The organism is Actinosynnema sp. NPDC053489 (assembly GCF_044544865.1).
Classification (GTDB): domain Bacteria; phylum Actinomycetota; class Actinomycetes; order Mycobacteriales; family Pseudonocardiaceae; genus Actinosynnema.
The window spans coordinates 629,606-644,353 of sequence record NZ_JBITXT010000001.1 but is presented as its reverse complement, the minus strand read 5'-3'; the positions used below and the strand labels follow the sequence as shown (position 1 = coordinate 644,353).

Genomic DNA, 14,748 nt, shown 5'->3' with positions numbered 1-14,748 from the left:
TCCCTACGGCGTCGCGAAGCCGGGGGTGCGCCGGGTCGGTGGCGCGGCGGACGGGAACGACTGTCCGATGTGGATGGTCGAGGTGAGGTCGTCCACCGGCGTGAAGACGACGTCCACCCAGTAGTTGCTGCCCTCCCAGGTGCGGTCCGGGAAGCCGCCGCCGGGCAGGAACACGCCGGAGCGCTCGCCGTCCGCGGTGCTCAGCGGCGTCGACACGACCGGGTCGCGGCGGGTGAAGTACCGCCGGTCGGCGGAGTAGTGGCCGTTGGGCGTGGTGTAGGAGGCGACGTAGGTCTCCCCGGCCGCGATCGCCACCGGCCGCGCGAAGGTGAGCGTCTGCCAGCCGGTCGCCGTCTCGCCGGTGAACGTGCCGGTCGCGAGCCGCTCACCGCCGGCGGACCACAGGGAACCGGTGTGGATGCCGGTGTTCCCCTCGCCCTTGTAGAACCGGACGGCGTCGACCCGGCCGCCGCGCGCCGCGGTGAACCGAACGCCCAGCTCGTACGCGCCGCTGTCGTCGGCGGACGGCGTGCCGGGCACGGTGGCGTCGCTGAACAGGCCGCACGGGCAGGTCGTCGCGGCCCGGGTGGTGATCTCCCACGGCTCGGTCGGTCCCAGCGTGTTGCCGTTGACGTCGGCGACCTCGACCCCGACGGAGTAGCGGGTGGCCGGCTTGAGCGTGCCGTTCGGCCGCCACGTGAGGGTGCGCTGGTCGGGCGAGGGGGTCACGGTGCCGTGCAGCCGCCCGCCGCCGCCGTCGGCCAGCGTGACGGTCGCCGACCGCGGGTCGACGGCTTCGCTGAACCCGAGCGTGAGCGCCTGGTCCAGCGGCACGTCGACCGAGTCCGGGACGGGCGCGCGGGTGTCGAGCGAGGGGCGGGTGGTGTCGCCGTCGAGGCCGTTGCGGTAGACGACGTCGACCCAGTAGTTCGACGCGAGGTGCCCGGAGGTGGGGAACCCGCCGGAGTAGCGGTAGACGCCGTTGGCCTCGGTCACGGAGTCGGCCGGCGCCGTGACCGGGCCGAACGCGGCCGGTTCGCGGAAACCCCCCTGCGTGGCCGCGTAGTGGCCCTCCGGCGCGAAGTAGGAGGCCACGTAGGTGGTGTTCGGCTGCACGGGCACCGGCTGGGCGAAGGTGAGCGTCTGCCACCCGGTCGTGGTCTCGCCGGTGAACGCGCCGGTGGCCAGCAGCGTCCCCGTGGACGTGCGCAACGACCCGGTGTGCGTGCCGGTGTTGCCCGGTCCCTTGTAGAACCGGACGCCGGTCACCTCCCCGCGGCCCGCGAACCGCACCTTGACGCCCAGCTCGACCGGCCGCGCGTCGTCGGAGGCGGGCACGAGGGGGACGTCGAAGTCGCTCCACAGCGAGCACGGGCACGCTTCCGGCCGGGGTGAGCCGGTGGTGAACCGCCAGGTGTGCGCACGGGTCCCGTTGCCCGCCGGGTCGCGGACGCGGGCCGAGGCGGTGAACGGGGTGCCGGGGGTCAGCGGCGCGTCCGGGTGGAACCGGGCGGTGCGGCCGTTGCCGGACAACGAGGTGGTCCCGGCGACCGGGCCGGCCGGGCCGGTGACCGAGAACTCGACCGCGTCGGGGACGAGCGGTTCGTCGAAGGCGGCGGTCACCGGGCCCGACAGGCCGACGCCGCCCGCCCCGTCGAGCGGGGTGGTGCCGACCAGGTCGGGCGGCCTGGTGTCCGCGCCGGGCTCGGGCGCCCACACCACGTCGACCCAGTAGTTGCTGTCGGCGAAGCCCGCGTCCGGGAACCCGGCGCCGGTGCGGAACACGCCGTTCGGCCCGTCGACGCCGGTCTGGAGGCCGGTCAGCGGTTCGAGGGAGCGCGACGACCGGGCGAAGTAGCCGCGGTCGTGGGAGTAGCGCCCGTGCGGGGCGAAGTAGCTGGTGACGTAGGTCGTGTCGCCCGCGACCGCGACCGGGTCGGCGAAGGTGAGGGTCTGCCAGCCGCTCTCGGTCTCGTCGCGGAACGTGCCGGTCGCCAGCAGCGCGCCGGAGGCCGACCACAGCGACCCGGTGTGCGTGCCGGTGTTGCCCGGTCCCTTGTAGAACCGGACCCCGCGCACGTGGCCGTCGGAGGTCGCCCGCCACTTCACGCCCAGTTCGAGCGCGGCGCCGTCGTCCGCGCTCGCCGTCGCCGGCAGGTCGGTGTCGGTCCACAGGCCGCACGGGCAGGTGCGCGGCGCGACCGGCGTCTCCGCGACCGCCTCGCCGACGACGCCCTGGGCTGCGTCCAGGGCCCGGACCCGTAATCGGGCGGTGCCGGAGCCGGACGGGGTGAACGTGTGGCTCCACGCGGTCTGCCCGACGTGCCACGCGGCCGGCCGCCAGGCCGCGCCGTCGTCGGTGGACACCTGCACGGCGGCGACCGGGCTCTCGTCGGTGACGGTGCCGGCGACGGTGTAGGGCACGCCGACCGCGGCCGTCGGCGGCACGTCGGTGAACGCCGTGGGGGTGGCGGCGGTCGCCGACGGCGCGCGCCACGAGGCCGTCGCGAGCACCAGTGCGGCGGCGAGCACGATCACCGCCGACGCCCTGGCCGCCGTGCCGGACCTGCTTCGTGCCCCATCGGCTGACAACATCGAACCGCCCTCTCCCGCGAGGCCTGGGCGACCCCGGTCGCTACCGCCATCGGGGCGCGGCGCGGAGCCGTTACCGGCGGGCTTCGGCTCACCTTTGCGGCGCAACGGCTCCCGCTGGTGGCGCGGTCCCGCCCGCCGCGGGCACGGCCGGAGGACCCCGCCCGTTCCGGCGACCGGGCTCAGGTCCAGTCGAGCGCGATGCCGGCGAGGCCGGGCGTCATCACCGGGAAGTAGGCGTTGACCAGCGACAGCCGGTCGCAGAACAGCTCGTCCTCGCGGGTCGGGGGCAGCGCGTCGGTGTTGCGCGCCACCTGGGTGATCCGGGCCGGCAGGGCGTCCGGCGACAGCTCCAGCTGCACCAGCAGCGGGCCGGCGGACCGGCGGTAGAGGCGGAAGTAGCCGGGGCACTCGGCGGTGGAGCCGGGGTCGACCTCGTAGGCCAGCACGAACGTCTCCCCCTCGCCCAGCCTGCGGTCCAGGAGCAGCTCGAACATCACCCAGCTCTCCTTGCGGCGCACCCGGCCGAGCCGGCAGCCCTCGACGGCGCTCACCGCCGTCACCTCGGCGTCCACCCCCGGTTCGCCCTGGTACACGGCGAGGTACCGGTCGACGCCGGCGCGCTGGGCCGAGCCGACGATCCGGGTGCGGGCCCGTGCCTCCGCCCGGTGCTCGTCGATGGTGACGCGCTCGTGCACGAACAGCAGCTCGACGTCGGCGTTCGCCCGGTCCGGGTCGACGCCGACCTCGGCGTAGAGGTCCCGCGTCACCGGCCCCCTGGCGACCAGCTCGGCGAACGAGGCCGCGTGCCGCCTGCCCCGGGGACCGCCGCGGCGGGGTCCGACCAGCACCACCAGCGCGTCCGGCGGCAGGCCCAGCACCGCCTCCAACGCCCGGACCGCCCCGAGGCCGTGCCGCGCGTCCGGGTGGCGCAGCCCGCGTTGCCAGTAGCTCAGGGTGGACTCGGCCACGGGCACGCCCAGCCGGGCCAGGTGCCGGCGCAGCCGGGCCAGCGACAGGCCGCGGTGCTCGATCGCCGCGCGCAGCGCCAGGTGGAACGGCCCTCGGCGCAACGCGTCCGCCAGCTCGTCGGGGGTCACCGGCGCCCTCCGGTCGTGTGAACGCGAATGGGTGAACAGCGGTGAATGTTCACGGTAGTGCCGGCCGGCCGCGCGGTGAAGGCGGGGAACGCTCCGGGTGGGCCCGCCACCGCCTTGTCGGCGGCCACCCGCCGGCCCCACGTTGTGCGGACTGCACCGACCGACCTCTCCCTGCTGGAGGTTCCCTTGACCACCCCCGCAGCCCGCCCGGCGATCGCGGCCACGCTCGTGGTCCTGTTCGCCTGGCTGGCCGGCCAGACCCCGGCGCTCGCCGCGCCGCTCGACTTCACGATGCAGGCGCAGCAGAAGTCCAACTGGTGCTGGGCCGCGGCCGGCGCGTCGATCGCCGCGCACCACGGCTCGCAGGTCACCCAGAACGCCTTCTGCGCCCTGTCCAAGAACCTGGGCACCGGCGTCGACTGCCCCAACGACCAGGCGAACCTCGCCGAGGTGCGGCAGGGCTTCTCGCGGCTCGGCTACCGCAGCCCCGGCACCTACGTCTACGACTACCTGACCTACTCGGCGATCCAGAACCAGCTCAACGCGGGCCTGCCGATCGAGACCCGCATCGGCTGGAAGTCCGGTGGCGGGCACATGCACGTGCTCTACGGCTTCGACAGCTCCAAGAGCTGGGTGTACTGGGGCGACCCGTGGCCGAGCAGCTACCGGTACAACTGGGCGACCTACGGCTACTACGTCAACAACTCCAGCTTCGCGTGGACCCACACGCTGACCGGGATCCAGAGGTGAGGGCGATGGTCAGGGGTGTGCTGGTCGCGGCGCTGGCGGTGGCCGCGCTCGGGTTCGGCGGCACGGCGGGCGCCGAGGTCCCCGCCGTGGGCGGCACCGTCACGGCGGCCGACCTCGCGGCCGCCCGGCAGGCGGCGATCGGTGCCGAGGCGCAGGTCGGCGCGTTCCTGCGGCACTCGACGGCGTCGGTGGGCGGCGATCCGGTCGCCGTGTACGAGCTGTCGCCGGAGTTCGTCGCGGGCACGTCCGGGACCGTGGGCGAGCTCGGCTACGTCGCCGTGCCGGCCCGGGGCGCGGACGGCTCGACGGCCTCGGTGTGGGCGGTGCGCGACGGCCGGGGCTGGTCGGTGGCCAACATCGCGACCGGTGACGTCGAGGCCCGGCAGGCGCGCCGGGTGCCGGCGGGCGGCGTGCTGCTGCGCGAACCGCAGACGGGCTCGTGGTACGCCGTGGTGGGCGGCAGCGTCCGGCCGCTGGCGGGTGGTCCGGCGATGTCGGTGGCGGACTACCAGCGGCAGGTCCAGCGGCGGTACGGGGACAAGCTGCCGGGTTCGGCGTACGACCGGGCCGGCACGGCGGGCGGCTACGGGGACGTGACGGCGCCCGCGCCGCGCGGCGGCGGTCCGGTGGTGGTGCTCGGGTTCCTGCTCGGCGCGGCGGCGCTGGTGGGCGGCGCGGCGGCGCTCCGCCGCACCTGAGGGGCACCCGCCCGGGAGCGGGCCGCGGGGACGCCCACCTGACAGGCGTCCCCGCAGCCCGCGGGCGACGGGCACGCGGGTCCCCGGCGGTGATCGCCGAGCACCTCGGGGGACCTTCGATCAGGGCCGGAGCAGGTAGCCGAGCAGTTCCCGGCGCTCCGCGGCGTTGTCCGGCCGCCGTTCGAACACCGCGTCCAGCAGCGGCAGGACGCGGTCGCGGGCCCGGCGGGTCCGCATGACCCGCTGCCACAGCGCCAGGTCGACCCGGTAGCGCCACCGCGGGGTCGTCGCCAGCCGGAGCACGTTGACGACGTTGCGCCGGGCGGTGGCGGGCAGCGCCTCGACGTCCCCCGGCGTGACCAGCAGCGACTCCGGCAGCACGTCGAGGCCGTGCGCGACCATCGAGCCGAAGTCCGTCGGCCACGCCGCCGCCCACAGGTAGTCGACCATCCGGCACCAGCCGCGCAGGAACGTCACCTCCAGCTCCGGCCACGGCCCGGCCTCGACGTCGGCCAGCGCGGCGGCCACCACGTCCAGGCACGACTTGTGCGCCTTCCACAGCGCGACGCGCGCCGGCTCGGGGTCGGCCGGCCCGTCCGCTCCCACCAGCGCGAAGTACGCGCGCCAGTCCGCCACCGCGGCGGCCAGGCCGGTCGGCGGGACGCCGCCCACCGCGTACCGGAAGCGGGAGGGGGTCGGCGGGTCCGCGATCGGCACGGCCGGCACCACCCCGACCTCGGCCGCCGCCAGCCACGGGATGACGTTGAGCGCGTAGTTGCCGTAGCCCCACGGCGCGTCCGGGTCGATCCGCCCGTCCCGGCGGGTGTCGACGCCCAGCCGGCCCGTGCGGAACTGCCACTGGTGCTGGAACGCCAGGCCCCACAGCGGGTTGTGCCGGTTGTCCGCGCCGAACCGGCCCCGGGGGTTCGTGTTGTCGATCATCGCCCGGTAGGCGGCCATCCGGTGCTCGAAGCGGAACGGGTCGAACGCTCCCGCGAGGTCCGGCGCGGTCGTCCAGACCGCGTGCAGGTCCAGCGCGGACAGCTCGTCGGGGTGGTGGGCCACCACCCGGATCTACCGCACCGGCCCGACCGCCGTCCACCAGGAGCTGACCGCACCGCCACACCGTCACCCATCAGCGCAGCATTACTGCACGACCGTGGTCCGCATTCTGCGGTTCACCCACCGTGAGTAACACTCCGTCCCGGCTCATCACCGCATCGTGTCCTGGTGTGTCGTAGCCACGAAGTGTGAGCTGGGGGTCACCACGAGCGAAGGGGTGGTCCCGTTGATCGACGCAGCCGCCATCGAGGCCCTGAAGTTCCTGGGCGACCCGCCCGCCGACGCGGTCGTCGCCGACCTGGTCGCCACGGGTCGGGTCGGCGTCGTCAACGAGGTGCTGGAGCACTTCCGCGCCAACGACCAGCCCATCCCCGAGCAGCTGCCCGACTCGGTGCGGGAGTTCCTCGTCGCCACCGACGACCCGCCGGCCTGGGTGGACCCCGACCGGGTGGCCCGGGCCTACGACTTCTTCGTGGACGACGGCGTGCACGTCGCCTCCGTGCTCACCTTCGGCGCGATGGTCAACTGCTACGCCCACGCCCGCGCGTCCCGGGCGCTCACCCTGACCCACGGCCTGAACCAGCCGCACCGGCGGCTGTCGGAGACGTCCCAGTTCGTCATGAACATGATGGGGCGCGACGCCTTCGGCTCCGGCGGGTCGTTCGTGCCCACCATCCAGAAGACCCGGCTCATCCACGCCGCCGTGCGCCACTTCCTCACGTCCTCGGGTCGCTGGGACGTCGCCGCCGACGGCGTGCCGGTGTGCCAGCAGGACATGGTCGGCGCGATGCTGATCTTCTCCGTGCAGGTGGTCGAGGGGATGCGCCGCATCGGCATCTCCGTCACCGAGGAGGAGGCGCAGGACTACTACTACGTCTGGCGCGCCGCCGGTGCCATGCTCGGCATCCCCGTCGAGGCCATGCCGGAGTCCGTCGAGGAGGCGCGCGAGCTGAGCGCCGCCCTGGTCGAGGCCGCCTACGGACCCTCGCCGGAGGGCGTGGTGCTCACCCGGCACCTGCTCGACCTGTACGAGAAGCTGTTCCCGGGCAAGCTGTTCGACGGCATCGTCGCCGCCATGATCCGCCAGGTGGTCAACCCCGAGGTGGCGGACTGGATGGAGGTCCCGAACTCGAAGGGGTGGGCGCGGGTGGTCCGCGCGGGCACCCGCGTGGTGCGGGCGCTGGAGCGCTCGGAGGACAACAGCGCCCTGGCCACCACCATCCTCGACCGGGCCGGCGCGATCCTGCTCGGCGGGAGCGTCCGCAGCCTCACCAACGGCCAGTCCACCACCCTGACCATCCCGGCCGACCTGCGCGAGCGGTGGGAGGCCGAGGGCCGGTCGCCCGTGCCCGCCGAGGCCGACCCGACGCCGGCGACCTGACCGCGCCACCCGGCCGGCGACGCCCTCCCGGGGGGCGGGGGCGCGCACCGGCCGGCGGTCGCCGCCGGGAACCCGGTGAGCGGTGCCCCCGGTGGGACCGGGGGCACCGCTCGCCCGGGTGTCACCGCGCCGGGACGATCAGGGCAGCGTCCACTTCTGGTTGGCCGCGCCGTTGCAGTCCCACAGGTGCAGCACCGTGCCGTCGGCGCTGCTGACGCCCGCCGCGTCCAGGCAGCGGCCCGACTGCGGGTTGCGCAGCGCGCCACCGGGCTGCGCCGCCCACTGCTGGGCCCCGGTGCCGTTGCAGGTCCACAGCTGGGTCACCGTGCCGTTGGCCGTGCCGCCCGACCGCGCGTCCAGGCACTTGCCCAGCGCGCGGATCGTGCCGTCGCCCGGCAGGGTCCACTGCTGGGCGCTCGTGCCGTTGCAGGTCCAGAGCTGGACCTTGGTCCCGTCGGCGGTGTTGGCGTTGTCGACGTCCACGCACTTGCCGCCGTAACCGGTGATCCGCCCGGTGCGGGCGCCGGAGCCCAGCTCCTTGATCCGGATGTTGCGGAACGACGCGTCGTCGCCGTCGCCGTGGTTCTGCAACCCGATGTGCCCGGACACCAGCGACCGCGCCGGGTCGGTGTTGGTGAAGTCGTTGATCTTCACGCCGTTGAGGAACAGCTGCAACCGCTCCCCCTCGACCAGCAGCTCGTAGGTGTTCCACTCGCCGGGCGGGTTGAGCGCCGCGTCCCGGGCGGCGATGTCGGCGGACTTGAAGCCGTAGACGGCACCGGTGGTCTTGTCGACCGAGTCGGTGGGGTCGATCTGGATCTCGTAGCCGTTGTCCACCGCCGACCACGGGTCACCGCTGGGCGGGAAGCCGATGAACACGCCCGAGTTGTCGTCGCCGGCGAGCCGCCAGTCGAGCTTGAGCGAGTACGACCGGAACTCCTTGGCCGAGTACCAGAACAGGCCCATGCCGCCCTGCGAGGTGAGCGTGCCGTCGGCCAGGGCGAAGCCACCGGGGCCCGCCTGGCTCCAGCCGGTGGTGCCGGAGCCGTTGAACAGCGGGGTGTAGCCCGTCTCGGCCCGGCAGTCGGCGTCGGTCGTGCCCGCCGCGTAGCGGATGCCGCCGAGCAGGTGGGCGCGGAACCCGGGCTCGGCGAAGGTCTGCTCGGTGTGCCCGCCCCCGGTGTACCAGGACCGGCCGCCCTGGTAGGTCTGGCACCAGGCGATCGGGTGGTCGCCCATGGTGCCGCCGGAGTACGTCCCCTCGTCCAACCGCGCCAGCACGTGCACGGTCGACCTCGGGTTGGCCTGGAAGTTGTACCACTCGTCGGTGCGCACCCAGTCCGCGCCGAGGTGCGCGGTCGAGGCGTGGGCGCGGTCCTCCACCCGGACGGCGGCCTGCTGCACGGCCGGGTGCGAGTGGAAGTACCCGCCGACGAGGCCGCCGTAGAACGGCCACTGGTACTCGGTGTCGGACGCGGCGTGCACGCCCACGTAGCCGCCGCCCGCGCGGACGTAGGACTCGAAGGCGGCCTGCTGGGTGTCGTTGAGGACGTCACCGGTGGTCGAGAGGAACACCACCGCCCGGTACTGGGCGAGGTTCGCGCCGGTGAACGCGGCGGCGTCCTCGGTGGCGTCGACGGTGAAGTTGTTGGCCGCGCCGAGGTCGCGGACCGCCTGGACGCCGTTGGGGATCGAGGAGTGCCGGAAGCCGGCGGTCTTGGAGAACACCAGCACCTTGTAGGCGGGATCGGCGGCGGACGCGGGGACCTGGGCCGCGGCGACGACCAGCGCCGCCGCGGCGAGCGCCGACAACGCGGTTCGCAGTCGGGACATCGGTTGCTCCTTGTCGGGGTGGGTGGCGGTCAGGGCAGGAGCCACTTCTGGTTGGCGGCGCCGGTGCAGTCCCACAGGTGCAGCACCGTGCCGTCGGCGGAGCTGACGCCCGCCGCGTCGAGGCAGCGGCCGGACTGCGGGTTGCGCAGCGAGCCGTCCGACTGCGCCACCCACTGCTGGGCGCCGCTGCCGTTGCACGTCCAGAGCTGGGTCACCGTGCCGTTGGCCGTGCCGCCGGACTTCGCGTCCAGGCACTTGCCCAGCGCGCGCAGCGAGGCGTCGGCGGCCGACGTCCACTGCTGGGCGCTCGTGCCGTTGCACGTCCACAGCTGGACCTTCGTCCCGTCGGCGGTGTTCGCGCCGCTGACGTCCACGCACTTGCCGCCGTAGCCGGTGATCGGGCCGGTGCGCGCCCCCGTGGTGAAGGTGAACTCGTCGACGTCGAACAACGCGCCGGCGCCGCCCTTGAACACCAGGTACAGCGTGGTGGTGCCGGCGGGCCGGTTGGCCAGCGGCGCGGTGACGTCGGTGAACGTCTCCCAGCCGCCCGTGACCGGCACGGTCGCGGTGCCCAGCAGGGTGCCGGTCGCCGAGCCGGCCCGCACCTCGATGGAGCCGCCCGCGCCGGCCGACGAGACCCGCGCGGACAGCGACGTGGCGTCGGACAGCACGTAGGGCTGGAACGCGATCCAGTCGCCGTTGTCGATGTCGCCGACGGTCTTGCCGCCGTGCGCCGGGGCGTGGTCCACGACGCGCGTGCCGCTGGAGGTGTTGTGGTGCTCGGCCTGCCGCGTCTTCGGCTGCGTCACGTTCTGGGTGTGCGTGGTCGCGCCGCCGTTGTCGGTGTACTCGGCGTCCCAGACGCCGTAGATGTTGGCGTTGGGGTCGTGCTCGCCGTCCTGCGGCGTCTGGACGGTGCCCGAGCACCCGGTCGCCTCGGTCAGCTTGTGGCCGTGCGAGTCGTGCCCGAGGATGTAGCTGATCTTCACCCGCGAGCAGTCGACCGCGCCGTCCTCCGGGTCGGTGGCGGTGATCCGGAACGGCACCGCGCCGCCGAAGTCGAACAGCTGCCCGTTCTGCGGCAGGTGCAGCGTGACGGTCGGCGCGGTGTTGCCGACGGTGATCGGCACGCTCGCCGTACCGGTCCGCCCGGTGCTGTCGGTGACGGTGAGCGTGGCGGTGTAGCCGCCGTTGGCGGTGTAGGTGTGCTGCGGGTTGGCCGCGGTGGAGGTCGTGCCGTCGCCGAACCGCCACGCGAACGTGATCGGGTCGCCGTCGGGGTCCGACGAGCCGGCGGAGGAGAAGGTGACGGTCAGCGGCGCCTGCCCGGAGGACTTGTCGGCCGAGGCCTTGGCGATCGGCGCGTAGCCGTTGGGCGCGTGCTCGATCCGGTACAGCGCCGAGTTGGCGTCGCCCGCGAACCAGCCGGTGCCGTAGTCCAGCACGTACAGCGCGCCGTCCGGGCCGAACGCCGAGTCCATCACCTGGGTGCCGGTCCAGGGGAAGTCGGTGATCGCGCCGGGGGTGCCGTCGCCGTTGACCGCGACGTCCTTGATCCACCGGCGTCCGAACTCGGTGGCGAAGAAGTGCCCGTCGTAGGACTGGGGGAACTTGACCGCGGAGTCGAGGTTCGGGTCGTAGCGGTAGACCGGGCCGCCCATGGGCGACTCGCTGCCGCAGCCGAACGCGGCCAGGGAGCAGTTGTCGTACTTGATCCACGCGGGCTTCGCCGCGGGCAGCGCGCGCCGGCCGGTGTTGCGCGGCGAGTCGTTCACCGGACCGCCGGCGCAGTCGTACTTGGCGCCGGACACGCCGGTGGCGAAGTCGTGGTCGTTGTAGGTCTCCGCGGTGGTGTTGGAGCCCGTGCAGTAGGGCCAGCCGTAGAAGCCCGGTCCGGTGACGCGGTTGAACTCCACCTGCCCGGCGGGGCCGCGGGTGGCGTTGGCGGCGCCCGCGTCGGGACCGTAGTCGCCGAGGTAGACCACGCCCGTCGCCTTGTCCACGGTGAACCGGAACGGGTTGCGGAAGCCCATGGCGTAGATCTCGGGCCGGGTGCCCGCCGTGCCGGGCGCGAACATGTTGCCCGCCGGGACCGAGTAGCCGCCGTCGGCGTTGACCTTGATTCGCAGCAGCTTGCCGCGCAGGTCGTTGCTGTTGGCGCTGGTGCGCTGCGCGTCGAACGCGGGGTTGCGGTTGGCGCGCTCGTCGAGCGGGCTGAACCCGTCGGAGGCGAACGGGTTGCTGTCGTCACCGGTGCTCAGGTAGAGGTTGCCCGCCGCGTCGAAGTCGATGTCCCCGCCGACGTGGCAGCACGTGCCGCGGCTGGTCGGCACGTCCAGGACCGCCTTCTCGCTGGCCTGGTTGAGCGTGCCGTCGGCGTTGAGGGTGAACCGGGAGAGGCGGTTGACCCCGTTCCACGCCGTGAAGTCCGTGCCGTCGGAGGGCGCGTCGCCGGCCGGTGTGGACAGCGGCGGCGCGTAGTAGAGGAAGACGTGGCGGTTGGCGGCGAAGTTCGGGTCGGCCGCGATGCCCTGCAGCCCTTCCTCGTCGTGCGCGTACACGGCCAGCTTGCCGGCGACCTTGGTGTTGCCCGCGGCGTCGGTGTGCCGGACCGTGCCGTCCCGGGAGGTGTGCAGGACCGACCGGTCGGGCAGCACGGTCATGGACATGGGCTCGCCCATCTCCGCCGCGCCCTTGGCGAGGGTCACCTGCTGGAACGTGGCGGCGGCCCGCGGCGGCCCCGCCTGGGCCGAGGCAGGTGGCGCGGTGGCGGCCGGGGTGGCGGTCGCGGTGGCCGCCAGGAGCACCGCGGCGGCGGCCAGGCGCGTCGGGGCGCGCAGGGTTCGGGTCATGACGGGTCCTTCCAGACGTCGTTGTCCGACCGGGTGGCGGGGGTGGGGTTCGCCGGCGGCAGGGCGGCCGGCGAACCCCCGCGGGAGGTGTCGCCTCAGGGCAGGACCCACTTCTGGTTGCCCAGGCCGAGGCAGTCCCAGATGTGCAGCACGGTGCCGTCGGCGGTACTCGCGTTGGCCGCGTCGAGGCAGCGGCCGGACAGCGGGTTGCGCAGCGTGCCGTCGGTCTGCGGCGCCCACTGCTGCGCGGCCGTGCCGTTGCACGTCCACAGCTGCGTCACGGTGCCGTTGGGCGTGTTGCCGCCCTGCACGTCCAGGCACTTGCCGTACGCGCGGACCGTGCCGTCGCCGGGCAGGGTCCACTGCTGCGCGTTCGTGCCGTTGCACGTCCAGAGCTGGATCTTCGTCCCGTCGGCGGTGCCCGCGTTGTCCACGTCGACGCACTTCGAGGCGATGCCCCGGATCTCGCCCGTGCGCGGCAGGTTCACCCCGGCGTTGAGGGTGTACCAGGCCTCCGTGCTCCACAGCGACTGCCCGGACTCGGAGGTGAACGGCCTGGGCGAGCGCAGGTGCACGACCCGGTTCGACTGCAGGCCCGACAGCTTGACCACGACCTTCTTCCGGTCCGCCGAGAGCGTCGCGGAGGTCACCGGCAGCGCCTTCTCGTCGATCTTCGGACCGCCGTAGGCCGAGGTCGGGTGGTAGCGCCACTGCGTCGCCCGGTACTTGGCGGCGAGGTCCTGGGCGGTCTGGACGGACAGCGGCTGGGTGTACTCCAGCTCGAACCCGCCGTCCACGGTGCGCATGGCGAGGATGTCGAACGCGGTGCCGCCGTTGGGGGTGAGCTTCTGCAGGCCGTGGGACAGCTTGCCGGCCTGGCCCCAGTTGCCGCCCGCGCCGATGCCGCCGGTGTAGATCGCGCCGTCCGGGCCGAGGCTGATCCGGCTCACGCCCGCTTCGAGGCCCTGGGTGTGCCGGAACACCGCGCCTTGGTACTCGCCGTTGACCTTCTCCAGGAACGCCCGTTGCAGGCCGCCGTACGTGACGTCGCCGAACACGAGCTGCCCGGCGAACGGGCCGGTGGTGAGCTGGACGGGGTTGCTGGGCGAGTTGGCGATCTCGTTCTGCGGCAGCCACAGCACGGGCGCGGTGACCGCGCGGGTGTCGAACGGCCCGGCGGGGTTGGTGTAGTGGTTGAAGAACCGGTCCTGCTTGACGTGCACCAGCTTCGACGCCGGCAGCCAGCCGCCCTGGTTGTCGGTGACGAAGATGCCGCCCTCCGGTCCCCAGCCGATGCCGTGCGGCGTGCGCAGCCCGCCGGCGACGTAGGACACCGCGCCGGTGGCCTTGTCCACCTTGATCGTGGTGCCGCGGTTGGCTGCGGGTTGCGGGTCGGTCGTCGCGCCGCCGAGGTTGATCGCCACCGACAGGTTCAGGTAGAACGCGCCGTCGCGGTACAGCATCCCGAACGCGAACTCGTGGAAGTTGCCGCCGAACGGCCAGGTGGCCACGCGGCGGTAGTTGTCGGTCACCCCGTCGCCGTTGGTGTCGTTCAGCTCGGTCAGCCCCGGCTTCTCCGACACGTAGAGCTTGCCGTCGACGTACTTGACGCCCATCGGCTCCTGCAACCCCGAGGCGACGCGCTGGGTGCGCACCTTCGTCGGGTCGGTGTTGCCGGTGACGCCGCTGAGCAGGTGGACCTCGCCGACCTTGGTGTCGCTGCCGCCCCACGTGGTGATCGCGAGCCGGCCGTCCGGCAGCCAGTCCATGCCCGTCACCTGCGGCTCGAACCCGCTCGGGCGCAGGTTGGTCAGCGTGTAGCCCGGGTGCACGCCGGTCAGCGGCAGGCCGTCGCCGGGCGAGTCCGCGCCGCCCTCGCACTCCTTGCGACCGGGCGCGGTCACCCGCACCACGCCGGCGTCCGTGCTCAGCGCGGAGGTGGGCACGACGGTGAAGCCGGCCGCGCCCGGCGGCTTCCACTCCAGCGTGAGCTGCTGGCCGCCGCCGTCGTCGAAGTGGTCGATGCGCAGGGCGTGGTAGCCCTGGGCGAGCTGGACCGTGCCCTCCTTGGCCACCGGCCCGTGCAGGCCGTCGTTGGCGACGACCACCGCGTTGTCGATGCGCAGGCGGGAGCCGTCGTCGCTGGTGAGGCGGAACGCGTAGGAGCCCGCGGCGGTGACGTTGACGTTGCCCGTCACCTCGGACACGAAGCGGTCGGCGATGCCGAAGTCGCCGTCGGCGGTCCAGTTGATCGTCGGCATCAGCTTGTCGACGTTGGGCGTCTGGGCGGCCTTGAGCGTGCACAGCGCGGTGAGGCTGGTCTGCACGTCGTAGACGCGGAGCGTGACGCCCGGTTCCTGGGGCGGGGGCGCGGCTCGCGCGGTGGGGGTGGCGGACAGCAGGGCGGTCGCGAGCAACGCGGCCGAGGTGAGCGGCGCGGTGGCCCTCGGCCACCGGGTGCGCCGGGCAGGGGTCGACAT

9 protein-coding genes are annotated in these 14,748 nt (G+C 73.7%); 3 read left to right on the top strand and 6 right to left on the bottom strand.

Going from position 1 to position 14,748, the window contains the following annotated elements:
• Positions 1 to 3: 3 nt before the first annotated feature.
• Both ACIGNX_RS02370 and ACIGNX_RS02365 read right to left on the bottom strand, forming a co-directional pair.
• Complete coding sequence (locus tag ACIGNX_RS02370) at positions 4 to 2,595, bottom strand: DUF4082 domain-containing protein (protein ID WP_396535435.1); 2,592 nt, start codon at positions 2,593 to 2,595, stop codon at positions 4 to 6.
• Between the two features lie 179 nt (positions 2,596 to 2,774).
• Positions 2,775 to 3,692, bottom strand: coding sequence for a hypothetical protein (locus ACIGNX_RS02365; protein ID WP_396535433.1), 918 nt, complete (start codon positions 3,690 to 3,692; stop codon positions 2,775 to 2,777).
• Between the two features lie 186 nt (positions 3,693 to 3,878).
• On the opposite strand from ACIGNX_RS02365, the gene ACIGNX_RS02360 reads away from it, so the two are divergent.
• Positions 3,879 to 4,442, top strand: a complete 564-nt coding sequence (locus ACIGNX_RS02360; RefSeq protein ID WP_396535431.1) for a papain-like cysteine protease family protein — start codon at positions 3,879 to 3,881, stop codon at positions 4,440 to 4,442.
• Between the two features lie 5 nt (positions 4,443 to 4,447).
• The gene (locus ACIGNX_RS02355) at positions 4,448 to 5,140 is read left to right on the top strand and encodes a hypothetical protein (RefSeq protein ID WP_396535429.1); all 693 of its coding nucleotides are present in this window, start codon (positions 4,448 to 4,450) and stop codon (positions 5,138 to 5,140) included.
• Positions 5,141 to 5,260: 120 nt separating this feature from the next.
• On the opposite strand, the gene ACIGNX_RS02350 is transcribed toward ACIGNX_RS02355, so the two are convergent.
• Complete coding sequence (locus tag ACIGNX_RS02350) at positions 5,261 to 6,205, bottom strand: Leg1-related protein (protein ID WP_396535427.1); 945 nt, start codon at positions 6,203 to 6,205, stop codon at positions 5,261 to 5,263.
• A 223-nt stretch (positions 6,206 to 6,428) separates the two neighbouring features.
• On the opposite strand from ACIGNX_RS02350, the gene ACIGNX_RS02345 reads away from it, so the two are divergent.
• Positions 6,429 to 7,583, top strand: coding sequence for an oxygenase MpaB family protein (locus ACIGNX_RS02345; protein ID WP_396535425.1), 1,155 nt, complete (start codon positions 6,429 to 6,431; stop codon positions 7,581 to 7,583).
• 138 nt (positions 7,584 to 7,721) lie between these two features.
• On the opposite strand, the gene ACIGNX_RS02340 is transcribed toward ACIGNX_RS02345, so the two are convergent.
• The 3 genes from ACIGNX_RS02340 to ACIGNX_RS02330 all read right to left on the bottom strand — a co-directional run bounded on the left by ACIGNX_RS02340 (position 7,722) and on the right by ACIGNX_RS02330 (position 14,748).
• Positions 7,722 to 9,416, bottom strand: coding sequence for a ThuA domain-containing protein (locus tag ACIGNX_RS02340; protein ID WP_396535423.1), 1,695 nt, complete (start codon positions 9,414 to 9,416; stop codon positions 7,722 to 7,724).
• Positions 9,417 to 9,445: 29 nt separating this feature from the next.
• Entirely contained in the window at positions 9,446 to 12,268 is a 2,823-nt protein-coding gene (locus tag ACIGNX_RS02335) for a carbohydrate-binding protein (protein WP_396535421.1), read from the bottom strand.
• A gap of 95 nt (positions 12,269 to 12,363) precedes the next feature.
• Positions 12,364 to 14,748: a ricin-type beta-trefoil lectin domain protein gene (locus ACIGNX_RS02330; RefSeq protein WP_396535420.1), complete on the bottom strand. Its 2,385-nt coding sequence runs from the start codon at positions 14,746 to 14,748 to the stop codon at positions 12,364 to 12,366.

Coding starts and splice junctions, on each gene's coding strand:
- ACIGNX_RS02370 (WP_396535435.1), bottom strand. CDS start 2,595: ATGTTGTCAGCCGATGGGGCACGAAGCAGGTCCGGCACGGCGGCCAGG.
- ACIGNX_RS02355 (WP_396535429.1), top strand. CDS start 4,448: ATGGTCAGGGGTGTGCTGGTCGCGGCGCTGGCGGTGGCCGCGCTCGGG.
- ACIGNX_RS02340 (WP_396535423.1), bottom strand. CDS start 9,416: ATGTCCCGACTGCGAACCGCGTTGTCGGCGCTCGCCGCGGCGGCGCTG.
- ACIGNX_RS02335 (WP_396535421.1), bottom strand. CDS start 12,268: ATGACCCGAACCCTGCGCGCCCCGACGCGCCTGGCCGCCGCCGCGGTG.
- ACIGNX_RS02330 (WP_396535420.1), bottom strand. CDS start 14,748: ATGTCGACCCCTGCCCGGCGCACCCGGTGGCCGAGGGCCACCGCGCCG.